This window comes from Gallaecimonas zhanjiangensis, assembly GCF_057624825.1.
The window spans coordinates 1,448,061-1,472,489 of sequence record NZ_CM172603.1 but is presented as its reverse complement, the minus strand read 5'-3'; the positions used below and the strand labels follow the sequence as shown (position 1 = coordinate 1,472,489).

Below are 24,429 nucleotides of genomic sequence, written 5' to 3'. Positions count from 1 at the left end.
TGGTCAACTCAATCAAGGTAAGGAGGCAACAATAACCGGCGCCATGAAGGCGCTGACAATATGCAATGGAGGACACAACATGAAGAAAACCGCCCTTATCTCGGCAACGCTTTTGAGCGGTGTGTGCAGCCTGGCCCAGGCTGCCGATCTGCAAGTGGGCCTGAAAGCCGCCGATGCCCTGGCCAGCACTGATGCCAGCCCCACTGAGCTGACCGTCAGCTTTACCAACACCGGCAAGAAGGACGTAAAAATCCTGCGCTGGTTTACCGCAGAAGACGGCGCCCTTGCCGACAACCTCTTTACCGTGACCCGTGACGGCAAAGCGGTGGAGTACATCGGCCGCCACTACAAGCGCCCGGCCCCCACCGCCAAAGACTATGTGACCATCAAGGCAGGCCAGAGCCTTAGCCAACAGTTGGACTTGTCCGCCTTTTATGACATGAGCGAAGCCGGCACCTATGCGGTGAGCTATGAGGTCGAACAGGCCGGGGCCGACACCCCGTCGCTCAAGCAAACCCTGCTGGCGCGCCCCGACGTGCTGCGCTCGGCCAGCATCAGCTTCTGGGTCGATGGGGTTGAAGACAACGGCATTGCCATTGAGCAGCCCAAGGTGGCGGATATCGGCATCAGCAGCATCGGTTACCAAGGCAGCTGTACCAACAGCGAGAAATCGAGCATCAACAATGCGGTGAGCGCGGCTCAGTCCATCAGTAACGCCGCCCTGGCTTACCTGCAAGGCAACAGCAACCCCAGCGGCTCAACCCGCTATAAAACCTGGTTTGGCACCTACAGCAGCAGCCGCTACAGCACCGTGACCAGCCACTTCTCGGCTATCGCCAATGCTGCCAGCACCAAGCCGCTGGTGTTCAACTGCGCCTGTAACGACAGCGCCTACGCCTACGTGTATGCCAACCAGCCCTACACCATTTACCTGTGTAACGCCTTTTGGTCAGCGCCCACCAACGGCACCGACTCCAAGGCCGGCACCATTGTCCACGAGCTGAGCCACTTCAATGTGGTGGCCGGTACCGACGATATCGTCTACGGCCAGTCAGGCGCCAAGTCCCTGGCCCTGTCGAGCCCGTCGCAGGCCATTCAGAACGCCGATTCTCACGAGTATTTTGCTGAGAACACGCCGAGCCTGCCCTGATGAAAAAGGCGCCTTAAGGCGCCTTTTTTAATGACTGGCGAAAGCTGATGCGTTTTTTGGTGTCGGCGTAGTAGTAAAGCGCCATCACCAGCCCCAGCACCAAAGGCGGGTTGAACGACGGCATCACCTGAAACGGAAAGCCTTGGGCAAAGACGTTGAAAATCAGCAAAAACAGGCTGGCGATGGCAAAGATGCCAAGGCCGTTAAACAGCGCGTTTTTCTCTGCCAGGGCCTTGGGCTCTGGGCTCGACAGCGGAGCCTGCTCGGTCAGCACCTCACCGTTGGCCGATACCGCCAGGGTGGTGCCGTCAAAGCTCACTTCCACCAGGCCCATGGCGGCCTTGGGGATGGCCAGGGCGCACAGCTGATGGGGCTTTAAGGTGCGAAACAGCAGGGATTTGTCCCGCTCTTCGCCGTCAATCAGCAATCTCACTTCGGTCAGCAACAACCTCGGCAGCACCTGCACCTCGATTTGGTGCTGCTGCCATTGACCTTGCCATTGGATGGTTTTCATTACTTCTTACTCGGAGTCCAGGGCGTGATGAGGCGGATCTTACTGCTTTTTTTGGGAATGGAAATGTCTGGCGGCAATCCCGGGAAGTAATCGAAGATCTGCTGCGGCACCTCAACCCCGGCGCCGTCGATAAAATGCCAGGCGCTACCGTCTTGTTTGGGGCGAATGGCAATAAGGTAGCCGTCTTCGCTCACCACCTGGTTTTTGCTCTGCAAACGGCTGTGGGTGGGTACAAAGGCCACCCAGTCATCCTTGGTGGGGTAAAACTGGGTGGGGGTATCGAGGGTCAAGGCGCTTTGCTTAAGGCCGCGCCGCTCGAGGTTTAAAAAACTCTCCTGGGCATTGATAAGCGCGGCCTCTTCGCCCCCTTGGGCAGCAACGGCCTTGGGGTGGGTCATGGCCACCAGGGTTTGAGCATCCTGAGCAAGGGTGGCGGCCTTAAGCTTGGCAAGGGCCGGCGCCAACCCATCAAACTGGGCCCAGGCCGGCAGAGCCGCCAACAAGGTAACGAGTAGCAGTACCGATTTATTCATTCGCCGTCCCAATAGTTAAGGCCTTGGTTGCTGCGCCCAAAAATGGCAAAGCTGCGCTCCTTGCTGTCTCCGCCCGGCGCGCAGCCCGCTACCACCCCGTATTTACCGGAATCGGGATAGAGCATCACATCGGGCTGTTTCATGGTGGAGACCGCCAGGTACACCAGCTCTTTGAGGCCGGAGTTAACCAGCTGGTGGGCGTTATCCGGCCCTGCCGGGCAGGAGATAAAATCCCCGGCCTGCACCGGGTGGCTGTGCTCACCCATCAGCAGGGTGCCACTGCCTTCGAGGATAAAGAACATCTCCTCGTTGTTAAGATGGGCATGGCGCGGCCAGGCTTTTTTGCCCGGCTGAACCCGTACCACCCGAAATCCCAGCTCCTTGGCGCCAATGGCTTGTGCCACCGAGGCCACCCTGGCGAAATACTCGTCGCCATGGCTGTGGCTGCGGTACGTCAGTTTCTGAATGTTGATAACCGGACTGTTGGCCATGCTTGACCCCACTGTTTGGGTCTTTTAGTGTGAGCACCATTCTAACAACGAAGCCCGGCCTTTTAACAAGCCCCTTACAAGCGCCGCGCCATGCCCGCCCTCGAGGTTCGGATGAACAAAACCCTGGGTTCAGCCCTTATCGTGGCCGGTACCACCATCGGTGCCGGCATGCTTGCCCTGCCCCTTGCTACCGCCAAACTGGGTTTTGCCTTAAGCAGCCTGCTGCTGGTGATCTTTGCGCTGCTGGCCGTCAAGGCCGCCTGGATGATGATTGACCACTGCATTGCTTTAGATGGCCCCGCTTCTCTCGACGCCCTGGGCCGTAAAGCCTTTGGCCCTATGGGGCGGGTATTGGTGGCGCTGGCCATGGGCATGCTCTATTACGCGCTGATGGCCGCTTATGTGTCCGGCAGCGCCAGTTTGATTGGCGCTAGCCTTGGCTTTGGTCAGGGCTTAGCGGCGCTTTTTGCCTCGCTGGTGGTTGGGCTGTTGGTGATGTTCTCCACCCAGGTGGTGGATATTTCCAACCGGTTGCTGTTTAGCCTGAAAATGGTGGCGCTGGCGCTGGTTATCGCCGGGCTGATGCCAAGCATCGACGGCGCCAGCCTTAGCCAGGGCGGCGTCATGCCCCTGGCGGCGCTGCCCATTATCTATACCGCCTTTGGCTACCACGGCTCCTTACCCACCTTGGTTAACTACCTGGAAAAGGACCGCCAAAAGCTGCGCCTTGCCATCACCTGGGGCACGCTGCTGCCGCTGGCGCTTTACCTTATCTGGCAGGCGGTGGTGCTGGGTAGCCTCACCCCAGAGGCCCTGGCCGCCACCGACGGCAAGCTCGAGGTGCTGATAGGGGCCCTTACCCACCAGCAGCAAGGCTGGCTCAGCCAATGTATTCACCTTTTTGCCGACTTGGCCCTGGCCACCTCTTTCCTTGGGGTAGCGGTGGGGATGTTCGATTTTCTGGCGGCGCTTTTTAACCGCCAAAGCTCCCTTGCCGGGCGCAGCCAAACCGCGCTGCTCACCTTTACCCCGCCGCTGGCAGTGGCGCTGTTCTACCCCAACGCCTTTATCAGCGCCTTGGGCTTTGCCGCCCTGGCTCTGGCCTTTATGGCGCTGGTGCTGCCGGCGGTGATGAGCCACCAACAAAAAAGGCACCCCGAAGGTGCCCTGCTGTTAGCGGTGGCGGCGCTGGTGTTTGTGGCCCAGTTGGCGGGATGAAAAAAGCGGCCTTGGCCGCTTTTTTATTTACTGTTTGCCGATGGCTTTATTCAGTAGCCGGTGCAGCCTAAGCTGCTTGAGCTCGGTGCCGTCGCGCTCTTCAATGCGGTGACAGCCGTCTTCTTTAAAACCGTGCTTGAGCCAGAATTTGATGCCGGCCTGGTTATTTTCCAGCACCCACAAATTCAGCGACACAAACCCCTGCTCACGAAGGGCCACCAAGGCTTTGTCCAAGAGTTTGGAGCCCAGGCCGCCGCCAATCATTTCAGGGTCCAGGTACAAAGCGCGCAGCTCGGCGGTGGTGCGGCGAGACACATCCGGGTCGCGGGAGCGGCCGGTGTTGACAAACCCCAGCAACTGGCCGGCATCTTCCACCAACCAGGTCTGGCTCAAAGGCTGGCGCAGCAGGCTTTCTACCAGCCCTAAACGCCCAACGGCATTGAGTTTTTCCAGGAATTCCGCTGGCAGAAACTGGCGATAGCTCTGCTGCCAGGCACGCACCAACAGATCGGCGATGGCAGCGGCATCGTCGAGGTGGGCCAAACGAAACTGGGGTAGTACGGGCAAGGTGGTGGGTCTCGGCGCAGTTAGATTGCTTGAAGTTAACAAATCACCGGCCCCCGAGACAATCCCCTGAGTGGTCAGCTTTGTCGATAACGGCAATGGGTTTCGCCGATCGGCCCGTTATCTGAGATAAAAGGCCGCCGGCAAAACCCGTTTACTCAGGCAGAAAAGCCCTGCTTTTTGCGCTCCCGGCGCAGCCAGAACCAGGTCCAAAGCGGCAGGCTGGCAAGCTCCACCAAAGGCTCCAAGGCGTAGCCCATAAAGCTGAGCTGGGTGTGCCAGTCTTGCCAGAGCAACATGCCGGGCGCTGGCACGGCGATCATAAAGGCCAGCCACAGCGGCATTTCCTGCTCGAGGCGCGCCACCGCAAAGCCGGTGGGGGCAGAGAGCAGCTGCATCCCCAACGCCACCAGCAGCAGGCTCCAGGGCTGGGCCGGATCGCTCAGCCAGTTAAGGTAAGGAAGCTTGGGCACGCTGATGCCAACGCCATACATCACCAGTGCAATGCCGTAGGTGTAGAGCAGCACCAGAATAAGCAGAATAAATAAACGCATCAGCCACTTATGCAGCATCGATAACCCCTTGTTCGCGCAAAAATGCCATCAACGCCTGGTCGTCCCAGGTGGCAACCCCCAGGCTCTCGGCCTTGGCAAGCTTTGAGCCAGCCTTCTCGCCAGCCACCAGCACGTCGGTGTTCTTCGACACCGAGCCGGCCACCTTGGCGCCAAGCGCCTCCAAGTGGGCCTTGGCTTCGTCGCGAGACAGCACCGACAAGGTGCCGGTGATGACAAAGGTCTGCCCAGAAAGCGGCAGCTCGGCCGCTTCTGTCACTTCGCGCTCGCTGCTCCAGTGCACGTCAAGGGCCAGGAGCCGCGCCTCGATATCCCGCGCCCGCTCGGCATTGGCGCTGTCGGCAAAGAAGGCTGCCAGCCCTTTAGCTGCCGCCTTGGTGCCGCCAAGGGCGTTAAAGAGGTTTTGCTCGTCTTTCGCGCACTGGATAAGGGCATCGAGGCTTTCAAAGCGGCTGGCCGCCTTTTCCGCAGCGCCAGGGCCGACGCCGACGATATCGAGCTTGTTGATAAACTCGCTAAAGCTCATGGGCGCAAGGCTAACCTTGGCGCCTGCTTCACCCAGGTTAAGGCCCTGGCCGCGCAATCCCTCAACCACCTGCCAGTTGTTGGGCTCGTTGAAAAACTCGCTAATGTGAAAGGCGACTTCCCGGCCCACATCGGGGATAGAGGTTAAAAGCTCAACGGGGGCCTGACGGATGTTGTCCACATTGCCGAGGGTGGCGGCCATAAGCTTGGCAGTCTCCTCCCCCACTTCCGGGATGCCAAGGGCGTAGAGCACCCGATTAAAGGGGGTGGCTTTACTGCGAAGGATGGCGGCGCGCAGCTTGTCGGTGGACAGCTCGGCAAAGCCTTCCAGGCCCAAAATATCTTCGCGTTTAAGCTCGAAGATACCCACCGGGCTTGCCAGACGCTCGGCATCCACCAGCTTTTCGACCACCACATCCCCCAGGCCTTCGATATCCAGGGCCTTGCGGGAGGCAAAGTGAATAAGGGCCTGTTTGAGCTGGGCCGAGCAGGTAAGCCTGCCCGAGCAGCGATAAGCGGTGCCCTCGCGCTCGATGACCTTGGTTTTAAGGCGGGTGCGCAGGGTTTCTCGCTCCACATGGGCGCCGCACACCGGGCAAGCGGTGGGAAAAGCAATGTCTTTAGCCTCTGCCGGACGGCGCTCCTCCACCACCGACACCACCTGCGGAATAACATCGCCGGCGCGGCGCACGATCACCGTGTCGCCAATTTTGACGCCCAGACGAGCTATCTCGTCGGCGTTATGCAAGGTGGCATTGGAGACGGTCACCCCGCCCACAAACACCGGTTTGAGCTTGGCAACGGGGGTGATGGCGCCGGTGCGCCCCACCTGGAACTCCACGTCTTCAAGCACGGTCAGCTCTTCCTGGGCCGGATACTTCCAGGCGATGGCCCAGCGCGGGGCGCGGGCTACAAAGCCCAGCTCTTCCTGGTCAGCGACGCCATCAACCTTGATAACGGCGCCGTCGATATCGAAATCCAGGGCGTCGCGTTTTTGCAAAATGGCGTCATGGTAGGCCTTGACCGCCTCAAGGCTCTCAACCCTTGTCACTTCTTTGCTGACCGGCAAACCCAGGCCGCGCAGCCACATTAAGCGCGCATACTGGCCGGCGGGCAGCTCGCCGCCTTCCACCACGCCAAGGCCGTAGGCGTAAAAGCTCAGCGGCCTTTTGGCGGTAATGCGCGAGTCGAGCTGGCGCAGGGAGCCGGCGGCGGCGTTACGGGGGTTGGCAAAGAGTTTGTCGCCGCTCTCAAGGGCCTTTTTGTTCATCTCGTCAAAACCGGCCCGAGGCATAAACACCTCGCCGCGCACCTCGATGCGCTGGGGATACTCGCCCTGCAACTTAAGGGGAATGGCGCGGATGGTTTTCACGTTTTGGGTGATGTCTTCACCGGTGGCGCCATCGCCACGGGTGGCGCCGCGCACCAGCACGCCGTTTTCATACAAAAGGCTTACCGCCAGGCCGTCGAGCTTGGGCTCGCAGCACCAGGCTGGGCTGTGGCCCAGGCCTTTTTCGACCCGCTCACCAAAGGCGATGAAATCGCCCTCGTCCATGGCGTTACCCAGCGACAGCATCGGCACTTCGTGGGCAACTTCGCCAAAGGCGGCAGCGGCCTTGGCACCCACCCGCTGGGTGGGGGATTCGGGGGTGATAAGGTCGGGGTGGGCGGCTTCAATGGCTTGCAGCTCGCGCATCAGCCGGTCGTATTCAGCATCGGGAATGCTGGGGGCGTCGTCGACGTAATAGCGGATATTGTGCTGGTCGATTTCGCGGCGAAGGGTGTCGAGTTGGCTTTGGATGTCGTTCATGGCGCTCTAACAAAAAAGCCCGGCACAGGCCGGGCTGACAAAGGCTTTAATGGCCGCCCGCTGCAAGGAGCTGGCGCCGGGTGAATTCGCGGATTTGGCCCTGGTAGTGCTGCACTGTCTGCTGGGTGACCAGGTTACGGTCACCGTCCAGCACCTGGCAGCCGAACTCTTCGGCCATCTTCTGGGCGGCAGAGAGCATCATGGCAAAGGCCTTCATGGCGTCGCCGGCGTTGGGCAGAGTCATAAACAGCGCCACCCCGCGGGTGTTGAATTGCTCCATGTTGTCCACATCGAAGGTGCCGGGGTTGACCATGTTGGCCATGCTAAAGAGCACCGGGCCACGGCCAGAGGATTCTTTGTGGCGGTGGAAGATATCCATCTCGCCAAAGCGCATACCCAGGGTGAGCAGCAGCGGCAGCAGCTCGGCGCCTTCAATCGGCTCGTCTTCCTTGGCAACCACATGCAGTACCAGCACATCTTGCGGCTCGGGGGCCTCTGGCGCCAGTTCCGGCTCAGGGGCTGCTTCGGCCTGGATGCTCGGCATAAAGGGGGCTTCGGGCTCGCTCACTTGCGCGGAGGGGGCTTTGGCCACCGGCTCTGGCTCAAAAGCGGGGGCAGGCGCAGGCGCTTGTTCTTCCTCAACCACCGCAGCCTCTGGCACGGCCTTGGCCTCGCTTGAGAGGTTGAGGTCCATTTGCTCCATCTTGGGCTCATGGCGGCGCTTGGCCACGACCCGCACTTCACCGATACCGTCGTCGTCAAAGCCTGAGGTGTCTTTGTCTTTTTGGGTGGCGATGGGTTTGACCGCTTTGGTCTTCATCTTGGCCTGGCCCTGGCTGCGGATGGTTTTAAGGCCGTGGGCAAAAATGGCACCGATGATCAACACACCCGCAATTAGCAAAAAAATTTCCATCTAGGCTTCCTGTCTCGTTTTTCTAGCCTGCTTCCGCCAGTGCGACGGCTTGTTCAATATCCACGGCGACGATGCGCGACACACCGGGTTCGTGCATGGTGACCCCGGTGAGCTGGTCGGCCATTTCCATAGCGACTTTGTTATGGCTGATGTAAATAAACTGGACGCTGTCTGACATTTCCCTGACCAGGCGGCAGTATCGTTCAACGTTAGCGTCGTCCAGTGGCGCATCCACTTCGTCCAGCATACAGAAAGGTGCTGGATTTAGCCTGAAAATGGCAAACACCAATGATAAAGCGGTCAGCGCCTTTTCACCACCGGAGAGAAGGTGAATGGTGGCGTTTCGTTTACCCGGTGGCCGAGCCATGATGGTAACCCCGGTATCCAACAAGTCTTCGCCGGTCAGTTCCAGGTAGGCGCTGCCGCCGCCAAACACCTTGGGAAAGAGGCGCTGCAAGTCGGCATTGACCACATCAAAGGTGTCTTTGAATTTGGCGCGGGTCTCCCGGTCGATTTTGCGGATGGCGTTTTCCAGGGTCTCAAGGGCGGCGTTGAGGTCAGCGTCCTGTTCATCGAGATACTGTTTGCGCTCGGCCTGCTGCTCGAACTCCTCAATGGCCGCCAGGTTAATGGCGCCAAGGCGGGCCACGGCGTTCACCAGGCGGTCAATCTCCTGGGCCAGAGCCTCTTCGGTTTGGTCGGTAAGGGCCGCCAGCACCTCGTCGATGTTCTGCTCCAGCTCATCAAGCTGCTCGCGGGCGCCATCGGCCCGCACCTTGTGGCCTTCTATTTCCAGGCGGCGCCGGTCAATCTCGCCCTGCATGCTTTGCACCTTGGAAAAGGCCGCCGCCTGGCCTTCTTCCAGCACCGCCATGCGCTCGTCAAGCTCGGCCATGCGCTGGTTAAGGGTACCAAGCTGCTCTTCCACTTCCTTGTGCTCGGCCAGCCACAGCTCCAATTGGCTTTGCTGGTCCTGGCCGGGTTCTTCCAGCAGTTGCTGCTCTTCCAAAAGCGCTTCGAGCTGTTCGGTGACTTCCTCAACCTGCATACCGGCCCGCTGGCAAGACTCGGCCAAGGCCTGGCGCTGGGATTTAAGGGTTTCAACGCGGATTTGCAGCTGCTGGGCCTGGCCGCGCAGCTGCTCTTCTTGAGCCCTGGCGTCCGCCAGCTGCGGCTCCAGATCCTCTGGAGTGTCCTGCTCCTCGGCTTGCTCGGCGTCTTCCATCAGCATCAGCTGCTCTTCGCCAAGCTCGGCAAGTTCCAGCTCTTGTGCGGCGATGGCCTCCACCAAGGCGGCTCGCTCTTCGCTTCGGGCCCGGGCTTGCTCTTCAAGGCTGGCCAGCCTTGATTGTAAGATGGCCAGCTGCTGGCGCGCATCCTGGGCCTGTTGCTGGGCCAATTGCTCCTGGCGCTGCGCGTTTTCGGCCTGTTGCTGGCGCTGAGTGAGCTGCGCCTTGGCTGCGTCAAATTGCTCGCTGGCCGCAGCGAGAGCATCTTCCAAGGCCGGTTGCTGGGCGCTTAGGGCGTCAAGGTCTGCCACCAGACTCAGCCCCTGGCTTTGCCCTGGGGCGGTGGAGACAAAATCCGGGCCCAGCCAGAAACCGTCCGGGGTGATAACCGATTCATACTCACCCAGGCTGCCTCGCCGGGCCAGGGCCTGCTCGCGGCTATCGGCCAGGTACACTTGGTTTAGCCAAGGCAGGGCCACCGGCGCGGTTACCACTTGGGCCAGGGTGCCAGCTTTGGCTGCCATGGCGCCGGGGCGCAGCAGCGCCGCACTTTGGCTGGCATCTAAAAAGGGGGCGTCGTCGCCGACCCGGGCGCTGAGCCAGGTGCCCAGCACCTGCTCGGCGGCCCGGTGCCAGGCGCCGTCAATGCGAAGGGTAGAGAGCAGGGTCGGCAGCGCCGCCAGCGCCGGCAACTCTTCCTTGCCCCCGGCGGCGTCTATCAATTGGCTGAGCTGAGACAGGCGCGAGTTGAGGGCATCCAAGGCTCGCTCGGCCTGGCGCTGGGCATTTTGGCCATCTTGCAGCTGTTGCTGGGCGCCCTGCTCGGCCGCTTTTGCCTGTAAAGCCTGCTGGCGCGCCAGGTCATGGGCCTCAGCCGCCTCTTCCTGGCTGATGCGAAGCGCCTCGCCCTGCTCCCGAAGCTCAAGCAGCGCTTCGTTGTCGTGACCGGTAAAGTGGGTGAGCCGCGCCTGATCGCGGCTGATATTGGCTTTGAGGTTATCGATACGGGTCGCCAGTACCTGCAGCCGGGTTTGCAATTGCCCCTGGCGCTGCAAACGCTGGGCAAGGGCCTGCTGCTGGGCGCGGTGGCGCCCTTCGAGGCTCTCGCGATTGAGGCGCACCTCGGCCAGCTGCTCGCGCAGCTCGTCAAGCTCGGGGCTTAGCATCTCTAGCTCGTCGTCGGCCTCGCTCTGGCGCGCCTCGTCTTGGGCGAGGGTCAGCCGCGCTTGCTCGGCCCGTTGCTGAAGCTTTGAAAGCTGTTCATCAAGCTGGCTGCGCCGGCTTTTGGCGTTAACCAGGTTTTGCTCGGCGCGGGCGATTTCCGACCCCAGCCGGTAGTAGCGGCTCTGGGCCTGCTCTACCTGGCCCTTGGCATCGTGCTGGGCTTCTTTAAGTTCGACCATGGCCTTTTCGTCGCCCCGGCTTTGGGCAATAAAGCGCTCCAGCTCGGTCTCGAAATGGCGAATTTCGCTGCTTAAGGTGGTGATGGCGTCTTGATAACGGCGAAAACGCAGCGCCGCCAACTGGCCCTTATTGGTGCGCTCCTGCTTTTTATAATCGCGGTAGCGGCGGGCAGCGTCGGCCTGGCGGCGCAATTTGTCGAGCTGGGCGCCCAGCTCTTCGCGCACGTCGGTTAGGCGCTCGAGGTTGTCGCGGGTGTGGCGGATGCGGTTTTCGGTTTCCTTGCGCCGCTCCTTGTACTTGGAGATACCGGCCGCTTCTTCGATAAAGACCCGAAGTTCCTGGGGCCGCGACTCGATAAGCCGGGAGATCATGCCCTGCTCGATAATGGCGTAGGAGCGGGGGCCAAGGCCGGTGCCAAGGAAGATGTCGGTGATGTCGCGGCGCCGGCAACGGCTGCCGTTCAAGAAGTACTGGGATTGGCCGTCGCGGGTGACCAGGCGTTTGACCGCGATCTCAGCGTATTGGGCCACCGGGCCGGTGGCGGTGCCGTCGTTGTTGTCAAACACCAGCTCGACACTGGCCTGAGACACCGGCTTTCGGCCAGAGGAGCCGTTGAAGATGACGTCGGTCATGGCGTCGCCGCGCAAGTTTTTGGCACTGGATTCCCCCAGTACCCACCGCACGGCGTCAATGATGTTGGATTTACCACAGCCGTTCGGGCCCACCACGGCAGTCATGGCCTTGGGAAAAGGCACGTTGGTGGCGTCCACGAAGGATTTGAATCCTGCCAGCTTGATACTTTTCAGGCGCATCTGTCCCCGGCGCTCTCGTTATGGTGTGGCAAATTAAGCAGTCGGCAATCTACCACAGTTTCTGTAACAAATCCGGGCTAGGCGCGGCGCGTTCACTCTTTTTATACTGGCCTTTTTGCAGAATGCAACGCGTAGCCGTTGTGATTGTTAAGGAGGTAGCAAGGTGGCTAATCCCGTATCCGGAGCCCAATATCTTATGCGCGGTTTTTCCCTCATCCGGGAAAAGGGCCTGCGCCGCTTTGTGCTTATTCCGCTGCTGGTCAACCTGGTGCTGTTTATTGCCGCCTTTAGCTGGCTAACTTATCGCATCAAAGACATGGTCAACTGGGTGCTGGGCTATCTGCCCCATTGGCTGGACTGGCTTGAATACCTTATCTGGCCGCTGGCGATACTCTCAGTGCTGGTGGTATTTTCCTATCTTTTTAGCGCCATCGCCAACTGGATAGCGGCGCCCTTTAACGGCCTGCTGGCCGAGCGGGTGGAGCTGAAACTCACCGGCGAGCCGCTGCCCGACACCGGCATGCTGGACATCGTTAAAGACATGCCGCGCCTTTTTGGCCGCGAGTGGGCCAAGCTCAAATACTACCTGCCTCGGGCCATCGGCTTTTTGCTGCTGTTTTTAGTGCCGGTGGTGGGCCAGACCCTGGGCGCGGCGCTGTGGTTTTTCTTTACCGCCTGGATGATGGCCATCCAGTACCTCGATTACCCCTTCGATAACCACAAAATTCCCTTTGAGGACATGAAACTGGCCCTCAAGTACCAACGCAGCGCCAGTTTTAGCTTCGGCATACTGGCTACCCTGCTGGCCATGGTGCCGATATTGAACCTTATCGTGATGCCGGTAGCGGTGTGCGGCGCCACCGCCATGTGGGTCGAGCGGTTTAGACCACACCTTTTAAGACGCTAAAAAAGGGCCGTAAGGCCCTTTTTTATGGGATAAAAATACGCCCGAGCCTAAGCCGATACCCGCACGTCCAGCAGGTGGCCCAGCAAAATGTTGAGGTATTCGCGCTTAAAGGCGCCGTCAAAGGGAACGTCTTCGAGGGAGCAGCAGCTGTCGATATCGTCCTGGGCCAGGGCCCAGCGGATGGCAGCGAGGGTCTTTTGTTGCAGCTCCTCGTCGTAGCGGTCTTTAAAATTGGGGAAGATGTTGTAGGCAAAGCGGTTGGCTTTGACCGGCTCTAAGGAGTCGAGATGGAGAAGGGCGTAGAAGACGCCATTTAAGATGCTTTGTCGTTCGTGGCTCACCAGCCCTCCTTTGCCGCCGTGCATCCAGCACCACAAAGATGGCACGGCTTTGGCGATTACGACAGGGTGAAACGTCAAAACCTGATTGAAAATGCAGAAAAAAAGTGTCAACAAAAAGCCCGGCTAAGCCGGGCTTTTTACCGTTATCCGCCGTGCTCGGCGTCGGCCTTGGCCGAGCCGAAGGTCCAGTGCAGATGCCCAGAGACCCACTTTTTAAAGTCCTCCAGGATGAGGTAGAGGGCCGGCACCAACACCAGGGTAATGACGGTGGCAAAGAGGATACCGAAGGCCAGGGACACCGCCATCGGGATGATGATCTGCGCCTGCAGGCTGGTCTCGGTGACAATGGGCACCAGGCCCAGGAAGGTGGTGAGCGAGGTCAGCATAATGGCCCTAAAGCGCTTGATGCCTGAGTCCACCACCGCCTGGCGAATAGCCACCCCTTCCTTGCGGGCCTGGTTGACAAAATCCACCATCACCAAGGAGTCGTTCACCACCACCCCCGACAGCGCAATGATGCCAAACAGCGACAATACCGACACCGACAAGCCAAGCAGCCAGTGGCCGACAATGGCGCCGATGATGCCAAAGGGAATAACCGACATGATGATAAAGGGCTGCAGGTAGGAGTTGAGGGGAATGGCCAGCAGCGCGTAAATCACAAACAGCGCCAGCAGGGCTCCCAACGCCAACTGGGTGTTGTTGTCCGCCTCGTCCTGGGCTTCGCCGGACATGCGCAGCGAAATACCCGGGTACTTGGCCTTGAGGCCCGGCACCACGTCCTTCATCAGCTCGCCAATGACCTTGGACGGCTCCACCTTGTTTTTGTCGGCATCGGCGCTGACCGTCACCGCCCGCACCCCGTCGACTCGGGAGATCCGCGAGTAACCGTCGCCCAGCTCCACATCGGCCACATAGGAGAACGGCACTTCGCTGCCATCGCTGGTACGAATGCGCATGTTCTCCAGGTTGGCCAGGGATTCACGCTCGGCCAGCGGGTAGCGCACCATGACTTTGACTTCTTCGTCGTCACGCTGAATACGCTGCACTTCGGCGCCGTAGAAGCCTTCTCGCACCTGGCGGGCAAGGTCGGTCAGGCTAAGGCCCAGAGCCTGGGCGGCGGGTTTGATTTTAAGGCGCACCTCAAGATTACCGGACGACAGGCTGTCTTCGATATCGAACACCCCGTCGTACTTGGCCATGGCCGCCTTCAGCTCGCCGGTGGCGGCTTTCAGCTCATCAAGGTTCTTGCCACGGATGGTAAAGGCAATGGCGCCGCCGCCGGAGTCGCCGTTGATAGAGGCGTTTATCTTCAGGGTTTTCACCCCGGGCAGTTGGCCAATCTCCTGACGCCACATGTCGGCAAGCTTAAAGGTGCCGATGGAGCGGCTCTCGGAGCTGGTCAGCTCCACCACAAAACGGCCCTCGGTGGTGGATTGGTTCCACACGTAAACGTGCTTGACCACCCGGTTGCCGGTTTCACGCTTTAAGCGATCGTCCACCCGCCACAGGGCCTCTTGGAGTTTCTCCAGGGTCTGGTTGGTTTGGGTGGAGGCGGTGCCACTCACCATCTCCAGTCGGCCTTGCACGAAGTCCGACGGGATATTGGGGAAGAACACGAAGCGTACGTTGCCACTCGCCACCAACCCGGCCACCAGGATCATCATGGCGATAAACACCGACACCGTGATGTAGCGATAGCGCAGGCACCAATTCAGGGCCGGGCGGTAATAATTGAGCACCATGTTGTCAAAGCCGCGGTTAAAGCGGGCTTTGAGGCGCACCAGTGGATTTTTACTCTCGCCGTGGCTGATGCGCACATGTTTAAGGTGCGCTGGCAAAATGAATTTGGACTCAATCAGGGAGAACACCAGACAGAGGATCACCACCACGCCGATGGCCTCGAAAATGGCGCCCATAAAGCCGGTGACCATCAGCATGGGGGCAAAGGCCGCCACCGTGGTCAGCACCCCGAAGGTAGCGGGTACCGCCACCTTTTGGGCGCCGCGGATCACGTTATCCACCCCGGCGCCGCGCTCTTCTATTTCCGAGTGCACGCTCTCGCCGATAACGATGGCGTCATCCACCACGATGCCCAGCACCAAAATAAAGCCAAAGAGGCTCATCATGTTGATGGTGATATCAAACATCGGCAGGTGCATCATCAGCAAGGTGCCAAGGAAGCACACCGGAATGCCCATCATCACCCAGAAAGCGAGCCGCACTTGCAGGAACAGGCTCAGCACCAAGAACACCAGAATGCCGCCCATCACCATGTTGCTGAGCATCATGTCCAGGCGGTCAGACAAGAACTTGGAGCTGTCGCCCCAGTAGTCGAGCTGCACCCCGGCCGGCAGGTTCTTTTTCTTATCGGCGACGTATTTTTTTACCGCTTCGGCGATTTTCAGCGCGTCTTGGTCCCCTACCGCCACCACACCGATGGAGACCCCGGGTTTGCCGTTAAAGCGGGCAAAGCTGTCTTGCTCCACAAAGCCGTCAATCACCTTGGCCACGTCGCTCACCAGCACCCGGGTGCCGTCATTGCGGGTCAAAAGGGTGATTTTGTCGAACTGGTAACCTCGGTAGGCCTTGCCTTTGGCGCGCAGCAGGATATCGCCGGTTGCCGATTTGATGGAGCCGCCGGGCATGTCCACCGAGCTGTTGCGCACCGCTCTTGCCACCTCGTCCAGGGTCATGCCGTATTTGCGCAGCTTGTCTTCGGATACCTCAATGCCCACCTCATAATTGCGCGAGCCCTGCACGTCGGCGCGGGTAATGCCCGGCAAGTCTTTGAGGTCATCGGCGATGGACTTGGCGTATTCCTTGAAGCCGCGCTCGGTGAGATCCCCATAAACCTGTACCCAGATCACCTCCTGCTCGGGGCGAATTTCGTAGATAACCGGTTTTTCAGCCTGCTCGGGCATGGTGGGGATGGCATCAACGCGAATCTTGATTTCGTTGAGCACCTCGGTGGTGTTGTAAGAAGGCTCTACTTCCACCTGAATGGAGGCGTTGCCCTCACTGGCGGTGGATTTCACCTCCTTGATGCCCTCGATGTTCTCGATGGCCTCTTCCACCTTGAGCACGATGCCCTCTTCCACTTCCTGGGGCGCGGCGCCGGGGTACGGCACCTGGATGGAGATATAGGGCAGATCCAGCTGCGGGAATACCTCTTTGCGAACAAGCAAGGCGCTGATGATGCCGCCGATGATGATCACCGCCATCAGCAGGTTGGCGGCAACGGTGTTGTGCGTAAACCAGGCAATAACGCCCTTTTGTTTCTCGCTCATTTTTCACTTACCGCCAGTTGCGTTTGATGCTCGGCCTTGGGCGGCTCGGGGGCAATGGCCACCAGGGTGCCGTCCACCACGTTGCTAAGGGAGGTTAGAGATACCCGGTCACCGTCTTGCAGGCCGCTGGAGATATAGGCGTTTTCAGTGTCGGTGCGGTCCACCTGCACTTTCAGGCGGCGGATGTGGTTATCGCTATCGACCAGCACCACTTCATCGCCCCGCACCGCTTCTTTGGGCAGCACAATCAAGGGGCGCTCTTTGCCGGAGCGCATCTGGGCGCTGACAAAGGTGCCGTACTTGAGCCAATGGCCACCGGCCTTGAGCCGCGAGTAAGGGTCGCGCACCTCGGCGATAACAAAGCTCATCCGCGACTGGGCATCCAGCACCCCGGAGCCTTGCACCAGTTCGGCGTCCCAGTGGTGGGTTTGGCCGGCCACGGTGTTGGCAAGGGAAATGGTGATGCCGCTACGGTCGCCATCGCTCAGGCCCAGCCAGGACAGCTCTTCGTCAGATACCGGCAGCCGCACTTCGGCCACGGCGGTGTCGTCAATCATGCCAAGTTGGGTGCCCAGGGTAACGTATTGGCCGAGGGCGATATTGCGCTGGCGCACCAGGCCGTCGTAAGGGGCGCGAATTTCGGTGCGTTGCAGGTTGCGCTTGGCTTCTTCAAGGCGGGCTTTTTGCGATTGCACCAAGGCCTCGGCGCTGGCGAGCTGGGGTTTACGCAGCGCGATGTCGGTGACTTTATCCGGAGACACGCTGCGCCATTCCTGGGCCGCAACCCGGCCTTGGGCCTTTTCCTGCTCGTAGGCGGCAATGGCCTGGGCCAGATCGGCCTCGGCGGCGCTCAGGGCGGTTTGGTAATCGGCGGGGTCAATCTGGGCCAGCAGCTCGCCCTTTTGCACCATGGAGCCGGAGCGGAACTGGTCAGAGACCGACACCACCCGGCCCCCCACTTCCGCCACCAGGGAGGTTTGGGTTTTCGGCTGCACCGTACCTTGAGATTCGATTTGGTAGTGCACCGGCGATGCTTTGGCAGTGACCACCGAGATCATCACCGGGGCCCGTGCTTCTTCGGCTTTTTGGGGCGGCTTCTTGGTCATCATCAAACCGACGAATCCCGCTATCGCCACCACCAACACCGCCAAGGGCAATAAGCACCCAATCGCAACTCTTTTCATGCAAGCTTCCCTGATTTTCCAGCGCCGACAATATGTAATGCGGCTGTTATAGCCGAAGGCCCTGACTGCTTATACAGGGCAAGTATTTTATTGTTTTGCAAAATGTGTACGACATGTTGCCAAGGTTATATTGGGCCATAAAAAAGGGCCCTGATGGGCCCCTTTACGGCGTGGCCGGGGTTATTTTTTCCGGACCGTGATGCAACCGGCGGAATAGCCGGCGCCGAAGGAGCAGATAATGCCCACATCGCCACTGCCCAGATCGCTGCGATGCTTGTGAAAGGCGATGATGGAGCCGGCGCTGGAGGTGTTGGCGTATTCGTCGAGAATCACCGGCGCCTCGATTTCGTCAGCGTCGCGGCCCAGCACTTTACGGGCAATAAACAGGTTCATGTTGATGTTGGCCTGGTGCAGCCAGAGCCGGTTGGGAGCTAGGTCCTGGCGGGCCAGCTCGCCGCTGATAAGGTCGCTCACCATAGGCACTACTTCCTTGAACACCTTGCGCCCTTCCTGCACGAACAGCTTGTCGCGGTCGAACTGGTGCTCGGGGGCGGTGCGGTTCAAAAAGCCGAAGTTGTTGCGGATGTTGTTGGAGAACTCGGTGACCAGTTTCTCGCCCACCACGGCCCACTGCTCGGCGCTAACCGCGTCTTCGCTGCGCTCAAGCACGGTGGCGGTGCAGGCATCGCCGAAAATAAAGTGGCTGTCGCGGTCACGAAAGTTAAGGTGCCCGGAGCAAATCTCGGGGTTAACCACCAGCGCTACCTTGGCGTTGCCAGAGCGCAAAAGACCGGCGGCGGTGGCAATGCCGAAAGTGGCAGAAGAGCAAGCCACGTTCATATCAAAGGCAAAGCCCTTGGCACCGATAAAGTGCTGCAGCTCCACCGACATCGCAGGATAAGCGCGCTGGGTGTTGGAGGCGGCGCAGATGATGAGATCCACTTCCTCTGGCTCACGGCCGGCGGCTTTAAGGGCCTGGTCGGCGGCGTGCATGGCCATTTCCACCATCACCGAGGGCTGGTCGTTACTGCGCTCGGGGATAAGGGGCATCATCACTTCCGGGTCGAGGATACCGTCCTTGCTGACCACATAACGGCTCTTGATGCCGGAGGCCTTATTGATAAATTCCACGCTGGAATGGGCCAGGCCCTGCAGTTGCCCGGCTTCAATGGCGGCGACGTTTTCTTCGTTAAAGTTGTCGACGTACTGGTTAAAGGCTTTGACCAGCTCTTCGTTGCTGATGGCATTGGGCGGGGTGTAGAGCCCGGTGCCGCTGATGACAATTTCGCTCACGCCTTTTCCTCTTGCTGCTCACTGGCGTTATCTAATAGCGGCCCAGTATAGCGGATCGCCGTTGTATCCAAAATCACTACTGTTTCGCCGATTTTATCCTGAATACACTGGCGGTTGTTGTCCCAAAGCACTTGCATAAACCCCAGCAGGCCAGTGGCAAGGCCGGCGCCATAGCCGCCGTAGCGGCCAAAGGAAGCCCAGAGGGTCAAGGGCTCGCCGTTAAGGCGCACTACCCTCAAGCCCAGCAGCTTTTTACCCGGGGTGCGGCCGCGCCACACGGCGGTGAAAAGGGTGAAATAGAGCGCGCCCCAGCTGAGCCCGAGGCCAAGGTCGGCAATGATGCCCTTGGCCCAGCTCAGCAGCGAGTAGCCGTAACTTTTAGGTTTTTCGGCCTCTTCGCTCTCCTTGGCTTTTTTGGCAACCTTGGCGTCGGCCAGCTCATCTTTGTACTGCTGCTGGAGCGCTCTAGCGCCGTCCATGATCTGCGCTTTGTAGGCCGCCTTTTGCTCGGCCGTTAGAAAGTCCATGTCGTCAAAGATTTCGTCGGCCAGCTCCTGGCGCGAGTTAAGCTCGCCGGGGAAATTGGCATCAAGCACCTTTTTAAGGGCCGGCACCTTTTTATCAAGGCAAGCGGTGTCTTTACACAAAGCGGTAGCCATCCCCACAGCGCCAAGGGCGCCTACCGTGACTATCGAGTTATCTTCACTGCTGCTACGGCCTTTGACCCGGTCGCTGACACTATCGGCCAGCACGATAACCACCACAAAGGCCACCAGCACCGCCAAAATACGCAGCCAGCGCCGGGCCCAGGGGTGAATAACCTGGTCGTGGCGCTTGGCAAGCTGCCAGGTGCCCACCGCCGCCACCAAGGCGATAAGCAGGCTTGAAACCTGGCTCAGCATGGCCACCAGCAACAGGTCTACCCCCATGGCCATGGCCCGTCGCCAAGGCTTGCCAAGGGGGTGGCCCAAGAGGGTATCGTCTACTTTGAATGCGAAAGGCGTAATAATGGCCCGGGTTTCCTTGCCTTCGCGCCAGGCAGACAGGGCCGATTGGTAATCAGGATCGTGTTTATTCATCTATTTATATCCTTATAACCAGAAAATCCTTAACACCCGGTGGCGCTACCGCTACCTTGTGTCAAAACCCTCAGTGAGGCAGTTTTCGTTATGAGCCAAGTATTTAAAGACAATTCCCAGACCATTGGCAATTCTCCCCTGGTCAAACTAAACCGCGTAACCGGTGGCGAAGTCTACGCCAAGGTAGAATCTCGCAACCCCAGCTTCTCGGTCAAAGACCGGATCGGCGCCGCCATGATTGACGATGCCGAGCAAAAAGGCCTGCTGGGCCCGGGTAAAGAGATCATCGAGCCCACCTCCGGCAACACCGGTATTGCCCTGGCCTTCGTGGCCGCGGCCCGCGGTATTCCCATTACCCTGACCATGCCCGAGTCAATGAGCCTGGAGCGCCGCAAGCTGCTCAAGGCCTTGGGCGCCAAACTGGTGCTGACCGAAGCGGCCAAAGGCATGAAAGGCGCCATCGAAAAGGCCAACGCCATTCGTGACGCCGAGCCCAGCAAATACGTGCTGCTCCAGCAGTTCGAAAACCCGGCCAACCCGGCCATCCACGAAAAAACCACCGGCCCCGAGATTTGGGACGCCACCAACGGTGAAGTGGATGTGTTTATTGCCGGCGTCGGTACCGGCGGCACCCTCACCGGCGTGTCCCGCTACATTAAAAACGCCAAAGGCAAAGCCATTACCACTGTGGCTGTCGAGCCCACTGACTCCCCGGTTATCAGCCAAAAACTGGCCGGTGAAGAGCTCAAACCCGGCCCGCACAAAATTCAGGGCATCGGTGCCGGCTTTATCCCCGCCAACCTCGATATCGAGCTGATTGACCGGGTGGAGCAGGTTTCCAACGATGACGCCATGGCCATGGCCCATCGCCTGATGAAAGAAGAAGGCATCCTGGCCGGTATCTCCTCCGGCGCCGCCGTGGTAGCCGCCAAGCGCCTGGCCGAGAGCCCGGAGTTTGCCGGTAAGAAGATTGTGGTGATTCTGCCTTCTGCTGCCGAGCGTTACCTGACCTCGCCGCTGTTTGCCGATGTATTCACCGAGCAGGAACTGTCCCAGTAAGGGAAGAGTCCAGACAAAAAAGGCCCGCCAGGGCCTTTTTTATTGCCCCAGGATAAGGCCGTAGTGCCAGTCGTCGTGCCACTGGCCATGCAATAAAAAGTGCTCTTTCAGCACCCCTTCCCGCTCAAAGCCATTTTTCTCCAAAAGTTTGGCCGAAGCGGCGTTGCCAGAAGTCACCACAGCGGTGAGCTTGTGAAAGCTCAGCTCTTTGGCAAGGGCGATAATGGCCTGGGTGGCTTCCTTGGCATAGCCCTTACCCTGAAAGGCCGGCATAAACAAAAAACCCAGCTCTGCCTGGCGGTGAGCCCAGGTGGCGCGAAAGCCGTGAATACCGATGGGCGCGCCACTTTCCTTTTCTCGCACCACCAGGCTCAACCAGTGCTCGCTCTCTTTTTGCCAAGGGCGGCATGCGCTTTGGAACATGGCCTCAATATCGGCGTCGCTGCGGTTATCGGCAACAAAGGCCATCACCGAGGGTTCGCCCTCGATGGCAAAGTAAAAATCCCGGTCGGCTGCAGTTAGCGGGCTTAAGGTCAGGCGTTCAGTGTCTAGATGCATGGCAACTTGGCCTCAGTGCTGGTGGTAATAGACCAGGGTTTTAAGCGCCAGCAGCAGAACATCGGCACTGGTATCGCCATCGACGTTCTTGACCACCGTCACCGCCCTGTGCTGGTCGGTATCCAGTATGGTCATGGTAATGCCACCCATGCTACCGCCGGAATGCATCACCGCATGGGGCAGTGCCGCCATCAAAGCCTGGGCTTCGGGGTTGTCGCGGTATTGTTTACGGTGCTTCACGTTGTCAAAACCGATAAACCAGCCGATGCCCACTGGCACCGGCGTGCCATCGGCCAACTTGGCCTTGGTCAGCATCAGCTGGCTGGTTGCCGGGGTTAAGTAGTGGCCGTCTATTTGCGCCACCGCGAAGCGGGACACATCGGCTGCGCTGGCAATGATGCCGCCGCCGGCCCACTTATAGCTGTGGTCGGTCTGGGGGGAATTGATGAGCTTGCCTTCCTTGACGCTATAGGGCCGAACCCGGTGGCTGATAAGCCGGTATTGCTCGTCAAAGGCGGTGTCGTGCATGACCAAAGGTTCGAACACTTCCTGACGCATCAGGGTTTTGAAATCACGTTTGCCGTCAGCCCCTTCCATGGCGGCGCTGATCAGTGTCCAGCCAAAAGTGGAGTAACTAAAGGCGGTGCCGGGCTTGAACAGCAAAGAGTCATCCTTAAACACAGCCAGGCTGTCGGTAACGCTGGCAAAGGGCTTGTTCATCAAAAATTCGTTGGCCCCTTCCTTGTAGTGGCGGATGCCAGCCGTGTGCGACGCCAACTGGCGCACGGTCAGCGGCGCCTTGTCCTTCGGCCAGGCCGGCACATAGTCGCTGACAGCTTTGTCGAGGTCGATTTTGCCGTTCTGGTAAAGGCGCATCAGGCCAGCGGCGGTCATCACCTTGGCGACGCTGCCGATACGCAGCTTATCGTCTGCCTGCATCGGCAGCCGGTTTTCCAGGTCGGCATAGCCGTAACCCTTGGCCCAGACTAAGCCCTTGGCGTCGGCAACCGCGACGCTTAGCCCCGGCACTGTGGGGCTGGCGGCAGCCTTACTGAAGAGCTGGTCGAGGACGGGCGGCACTGCGGCGGCCTGGGCCAGGCCAGCAACATTGAGCAACAGCGCGCCCAGCAGGGCAAAGCGGGTTGGGAAACGGAACAGCGACATCGGCTTGGCTTTAATCAAGTTGCAATGTTAACAACCTAACTGATTCAACAGTTTAGCAACAAGTTTTAGAGTGGCCTTTACGCCAAGGCGCCGTTGAACAAAGCCCGGCGTTGCCGGGCTTTGTTTGCTTTAGAGCCAACCTTTTCGCTTAAAGAAAAAGTAGGTGCCGGCAGCGGAGGCGAACATCAGGGCGATGGCCAGGGGGTAGCCAAAGCGCCAGTGCAGCTCTGGCATGATGTCAAAGTTCATGCCGTAGGCCGAGGCAATCACGGTGGGCGGCAGGAACACCACGGCGGCAACCGAGAAGATCTTGATGATCTTGTTCTGCTTGAGGCTGGTAAAGCCCATGGCCGCGTCCAGCAGGAAGTTGATTTTGTCGAACAAAAACTGGGTATGGGGCAGCAGAGACTCGATATCTTGCAGCATATCTTTGATTTCTTTTCGGTTTTCTTCGTCCAACCGGCCCCGCTGGTTGCGGGTAAGAAAGCGCAAAGAGCGCTGGGTATCCAACAGACTCAAACGAATTTTGCCGTTGATGTCTTCCTGCACCGTGATGTTCTTTAAGATCTCGTCCAGCTCTTCCGCTTCGAAGACCTCTTGGCCGGTCTGTTCCAGTACGGTGTAGACGTCTTCGAGGAGGTCAGAGAGGTATTCCACCTTGAGGATCAGCATTTCCACCAGCAAGGAGGCCGGATCGGTGGCTTCCAGCTTGTTTTGGCGCAGGTAGGCCCGAAACAGCCGCATCAACCCCAAGTCTTCTTCGCGCAGGGTAATGAGCAGGTTGTCACGCAGGGTGAAGGACACGTTGACGCCGCGCAGCTCTTTGCCTACCCGGTGCGGGAACAAAGAGACGATATGCAGGCCGTCTTTGTCGGAGTAGAAACGGGCCGAAGCCTCGATTTCGTTGATGTCGTCTTCTTCCGGTACTTCTTCCTGGAAATAGGTCGACATCCACTGACGCTCTTCGTCGGTGGGTTTGAACACGTCCAGCCACAGGGTGTGGGCAGGGAGACGGTCCTCGATGGAAAGTTCTTGTACGTCCAGCATCTGGCCGTTGCGCACATAGGCATTGATCATAGGCGCTTCCTGGCGGGAGGTAATTTAGCTAGCTTATTCTATGCCAAGGTACTTGTGTAACTGAACCGACAAGCGCCAATTCCTTTTGATACAAGTCGTTATACAAAGCTCTGTGGCCCGTTTCCCTTGGCTTATCGGCTGCAAATACACGGGTTTATCGGTGCTGCAGCGGGCCAAAAGAGCGTCGAGATCCTCGATGTCGCGCTCCCGGGCTACCGGGTGCTTGATATCATCGGCCCGCTCCAGGGCCGAATCGAGGATGGCGTAGCCTCCTTTCATACCCACTTTTGGCGACAGGGTGATGACAGTCTCTTGAGGCACTTTGATTTCAAAAGTGCCGGAGGTCTCGATTTGGGTTGTGTAGCCGGCGCCGTGCAGCGCCTCGCAAAGCGGCACCAGATCAAACATGCAGGGCTCGCCGCCGGTAATCACCACCAGTTTGGCGTTAAAGCCGCGCTCGGCGAAGGTGGCCAGCATCGCCTCGGCGGTCGCCCAGGCCCAGCAACTGGTGGCGGCGGTTTTCACCAGAATGTCCCCCAGCGGGCGCTCGTCTTCGCTGTTTTGCTCCCAGGTGTGTTTGGTATCGCACCAACTGCACCCCACAGGGCAGCCTTGCAGACGCACAAAGATGGCCGGCATCCCGGTAAAACGGCCTTCACCTTGCAAGGTTTCGAAAATTTCATTGACCGGATAGCGCATCTTTTGTGCCTCAAGGTTGAGAGGGGGCGGATGCTACCATAAA

At 59.2% G+C, this 24,429-nt stretch carries 21 protein-coding genes; 4 read left to right on the top strand and 17 right to left on the bottom strand.

The features are described 5' to 3' along the window. Positions 1-79: 79 nt before the first annotated feature. A complete protein-coding gene (locus AC22G1_RS06905; protein WP_487316110.1) occupies positions 80-1,150 on the top strand; it encodes a M35 family metalloendopeptidase in 1,071 nt (356 codons plus the stop codon). Positions 1,151-1,163: 13 nt separating this feature from the next. Here AC22G1_RS06905 and AC22G1_RS06900 read toward each other — a convergent pair whose 3' ends face one another. From AC22G1_RS06900 to AC22G1_RS06890, 3 genes are read right to left on the bottom strand one after another with little or no spacing between them, the layout of a single operon-like run. Next, entirely contained in the window at positions 1,164-1,664 is a 501-nt protein-coding gene (locus tag AC22G1_RS06900; RefSeq protein WP_487316109.1) for a hypothetical protein, read from the bottom strand. Next, positions 1,664-2,197, bottom strand: a complete 534-nt coding sequence (locus AC22G1_RS06895) for a hypothetical protein (protein ID WP_487316108.1) — start codon at positions 2,195-2,197, stop codon at positions 1,664-1,666. Before AC22G1_RS06895 ends, AC22G1_RS06900 begins: the two co-directional genes overlap by 1 nt. Continuing rightward, the gene (locus AC22G1_RS06890; RefSeq protein ID WP_487316107.1) at positions 2,194-2,688 is read right to left on the bottom strand and encodes a cupin domain-containing protein; all 495 of its coding nucleotides are present in this window, start codon (positions 2,686-2,688) and stop codon (positions 2,194-2,196) included. Before AC22G1_RS06890 ends, AC22G1_RS06895 begins: the two co-directional genes overlap by 4 nt. A gap of 111 nt (positions 2,689-2,799) precedes the next feature. Here AC22G1_RS06890 and AC22G1_RS06885 point away from each other — a divergent pair, with 111 nt between their 5' ends. Continuing rightward, entirely contained in the window at positions 2,800-3,906 is a 1,107-nt protein-coding gene (locus tag AC22G1_RS06885) for an amino acid permease (RefSeq protein ID WP_487316106.1), read from the top strand. Between the two features lie 27 nt (positions 3,907-3,933). On the opposite strand, the gene AC22G1_RS06880 is transcribed toward AC22G1_RS06885, so the two are convergent. From AC22G1_RS06880 to smc, 5 genes are all read right to left on the bottom strand, one after another. Continuing rightward, a complete protein-coding gene (locus AC22G1_RS06880) occupies positions 3,934-4,473 on the bottom strand; it encodes a GNAT family N-acetyltransferase (protein ID WP_487316105.1) in 540 nt (179 codons plus the stop codon). A gap of 155 nt (positions 4,474-4,628) precedes the next feature. Continuing rightward, positions 4,629-5,024 carry a hypothetical protein gene (locus AC22G1_RS06875; protein ID WP_487316104.1) on the bottom strand — a complete coding sequence of 132 codons (396 nt, stop codon included), beginning with the start codon at positions 5,022-5,024 and terminating at the stop codon, positions 4,629-4,631. Between the two features lie 7 nt (positions 5,025-5,031). Continuing rightward, the gene (gene ligA, locus AC22G1_RS06870) at positions 5,032-7,377 is read right to left on the bottom strand and encodes an NAD-dependent DNA ligase LigA (RefSeq protein WP_487316103.1); all 2,346 of its coding nucleotides are present in this window, start codon (positions 7,375-7,377) and stop codon (positions 5,032-5,034) included. Between the two features lie 46 nt (positions 7,378-7,423). Beyond that, positions 7,424-8,278, bottom strand: coding sequence for a cell division protein ZipA (zipA, locus tag AC22G1_RS06865; RefSeq protein ID WP_487316102.1), 855 nt, complete (start codon positions 8,276-8,278; stop codon positions 7,424-7,426). A 34-nt stretch (positions 8,279-8,312) separates the two neighbouring features. Next, positions 8,313-11,735, bottom strand: a complete 3,423-nt coding sequence (gene smc / locus AC22G1_RS06860; protein ID WP_487316101.1) for a chromosome segregation protein SMC — start codon at positions 11,733-11,735, stop codon at positions 8,313-8,315. Positions 11,736-11,931: 196 nt separating this feature from the next. Between smc and cysZ the strand changes: the two genes are divergently transcribed. Beyond that, the gene (gene cysZ / locus AC22G1_RS06855; RefSeq protein ID WP_487316100.1) at positions 11,932-12,642 is read left to right on the top strand and encodes a sulfate transporter CysZ; all 711 of its coding nucleotides are present in this window, start codon (positions 11,932-11,934) and stop codon (positions 12,640-12,642) included. A gap of 47 nt (positions 12,643-12,689) precedes the next feature. Here cysZ and AC22G1_RS06850 read toward each other — a convergent pair whose 3' ends face one another. From AC22G1_RS06850 to AC22G1_RS06830, 5 genes are all read right to left on the bottom strand, one after another. After that, a complete protein-coding gene (locus AC22G1_RS06850; RefSeq protein WP_487316099.1) occupies positions 12,690-12,983 on the bottom strand; it encodes a hypothetical protein in 294 nt (97 codons plus the stop codon). A gap of 143 nt (positions 12,984-13,126) precedes the next feature. Then, positions 13,127-16,273, bottom strand: a complete 3,147-nt coding sequence (locus tag AC22G1_RS06845) for an efflux RND transporter permease subunit (protein WP_487316098.1) — start codon at positions 16,271-16,273, stop codon at positions 13,127-13,129. Next, complete coding sequence (locus AC22G1_RS06840) at positions 16,270-17,457, bottom strand: efflux RND transporter periplasmic adaptor subunit (RefSeq protein WP_487316097.1); 1,188 nt, start codon at positions 17,455-17,457, stop codon at positions 16,270-16,272. Before AC22G1_RS06840 ends, AC22G1_RS06845 begins: the two co-directional genes overlap by 4 nt. A 180-nt stretch (positions 17,458-17,637) precedes the next feature. Further along, complete coding sequence (locus AC22G1_RS06835; protein ID WP_487316096.1) at positions 17,638-18,750, bottom strand: beta-ketoacyl-ACP synthase III; 1,113 nt, start codon at positions 18,748-18,750, stop codon at positions 17,638-17,640. After that, complete coding sequence (locus AC22G1_RS06830) at positions 18,747-19,829, bottom strand: RDD family protein (protein WP_487316095.1); 1,083 nt, start codon at positions 19,827-19,829, stop codon at positions 18,747-18,749. The genes AC22G1_RS06835 and AC22G1_RS06830 overlap by 4 nt, the downstream gene beginning before the upstream one ends. Positions 19,830-19,919: 90 nt before the next feature. Between AC22G1_RS06830 and cysK the strand changes: the two genes are divergently transcribed. Beyond that, positions 19,920-20,888 carry a cysteine synthase A gene (gene cysK, locus AC22G1_RS06825; RefSeq protein ID WP_487316094.1) on the top strand — a complete coding sequence of 323 codons (969 nt, stop codon included), beginning with the start codon at positions 19,920-19,922 and terminating at the stop codon, positions 20,886-20,888. 39 nt (positions 20,889-20,927) lie between these two features. Here the strand turns inward: cysK and AC22G1_RS06820 are convergent, their stop codons facing one another. From AC22G1_RS06820 to queE, 4 genes are all read right to left on the bottom strand, one after another. Continuing rightward, positions 20,928-21,446 (bottom strand): GNAT family N-acetyltransferase, encoded by a 519-nt coding sequence (locus AC22G1_RS06820; protein ID WP_487316093.1) that lies wholly within the window; start codon positions 21,444-21,446, stop codon positions 20,928-20,930. A gap of 12 nt (positions 21,447-21,458) precedes the next feature. Then, complete coding sequence (locus AC22G1_RS06815) at positions 21,459-22,628, bottom strand: serine hydrolase domain-containing protein (protein ID WP_487316092.1); 1,170 nt, start codon at positions 22,626-22,628, stop codon at positions 21,459-21,461. Between the two features lie 111 nt (positions 22,629-22,739). After that, positions 22,740-23,687 carry a magnesium/cobalt transporter CorA gene (corA, locus tag AC22G1_RS06810; RefSeq protein ID WP_487316091.1) on the bottom strand — a complete coding sequence of 316 codons (948 nt, stop codon included), beginning with the start codon at positions 23,685-23,687 and terminating at the stop codon, positions 22,740-22,742. Between the two features lie 33 nt (positions 23,688-23,720). Beyond that, complete coding sequence (queE, locus tag AC22G1_RS06805) at positions 23,721-24,386, bottom strand: 7-carboxy-7-deazaguanine synthase QueE (RefSeq protein WP_487316090.1); 666 nt, start codon at positions 24,384-24,386, stop codon at positions 23,721-23,723. Positions 24,387-24,429 lie beyond the last annotated feature (43 nt).

Coding starts and splice junctions, on each gene's coding strand:
- AC22G1_RS06905 (WP_487316110.1), top strand. CDS start 80: ATGAAGAAAACCGCCCTTATCTCGGCAACGCTTTTGAGCGGTGTGTGC.
- AC22G1_RS06900 (WP_487316109.1), bottom strand. CDS start 1,664: ATGAAAACCATCCAATGGCAAGGTCAATGGCAGCAGCACCAAATCGAG.
- AC22G1_RS06895 (WP_487316108.1), bottom strand. CDS start 2,197: ATGAATAAATCGGTACTGCTACTCGTTACCTTGTTGGCGGCTCTGCCG.
- AC22G1_RS06890 (WP_487316107.1), bottom strand. CDS start 2,688: ATGGCCAACAGTCCGGTTATCAACATTCAGAAACTGACGTACCGCAGC.
- AC22G1_RS06885 (WP_487316106.1), top strand. CDS start 2,800: ATGAACAAAACCCTGGGTTCAGCCCTTATCGTGGCCGGTACCACCATC.
- AC22G1_RS06875 (WP_487316104.1), bottom strand. CDS start 5,024: ATGCGTTTATTTATTCTGCTTATTCTGGTGCTGCTCTACACCTACGGC.
- ligA (WP_487316103.1), bottom strand. CDS start 7,377: ATGAACGACATCCAAAGCCAACTCGACACCCTTCGCCGCGAAATCGAC.
- smc (WP_487316101.1), bottom strand. CDS start 11,735: ATGCGCCTGAAAAGTATCAAGCTGGCAGGATTCAAATCCTTCGTGGAC.
- cysZ (WP_487316100.1), top strand. CDS start 11,932: ATGCGCGGTTTTTCCCTCATCCGGGAAAAGGGCCTGCGCCGCTTTGTG.
- AC22G1_RS06845 (WP_487316098.1), bottom strand. CDS start 16,273: ATGAGCGAGAAACAAAAGGGCGTTATTGCCTGGTTTACGCACAACACC.
- AC22G1_RS06840 (WP_487316097.1), bottom strand. CDS start 17,457: ATGAAAAGAGTTGCGATTGGGTGCTTATTGCCCTTGGCGGTGTTGGTG.
- AC22G1_RS06830 (WP_487316095.1), bottom strand. CDS start 19,829: ATGAATAAACACGATCCTGATTACCAATCGGCCCTGTCTGCCTGGCGC.
- cysK (WP_487316094.1), top strand. CDS start 19,920: ATGAGCCAAGTATTTAAAGACAATTCCCAGACCATTGGCAATTCTCCC.
- AC22G1_RS06820 (WP_487316093.1), bottom strand. CDS start 21,446: ATGCATCTAGACACTGAACGCCTGACCTTAAGCCCGCTAACTGCAGCC.
- corA (WP_487316091.1), bottom strand. CDS start 23,687: ATGATCAATGCCTATGTGCGCAACGGCCAGATGCTGGACGTACAAGAA.
- queE (WP_487316090.1), bottom strand. CDS start 24,386: ATGCGCTATCCGGTCAATGAAATTTTCGAAACCTTGCAAGGTGAAGGC.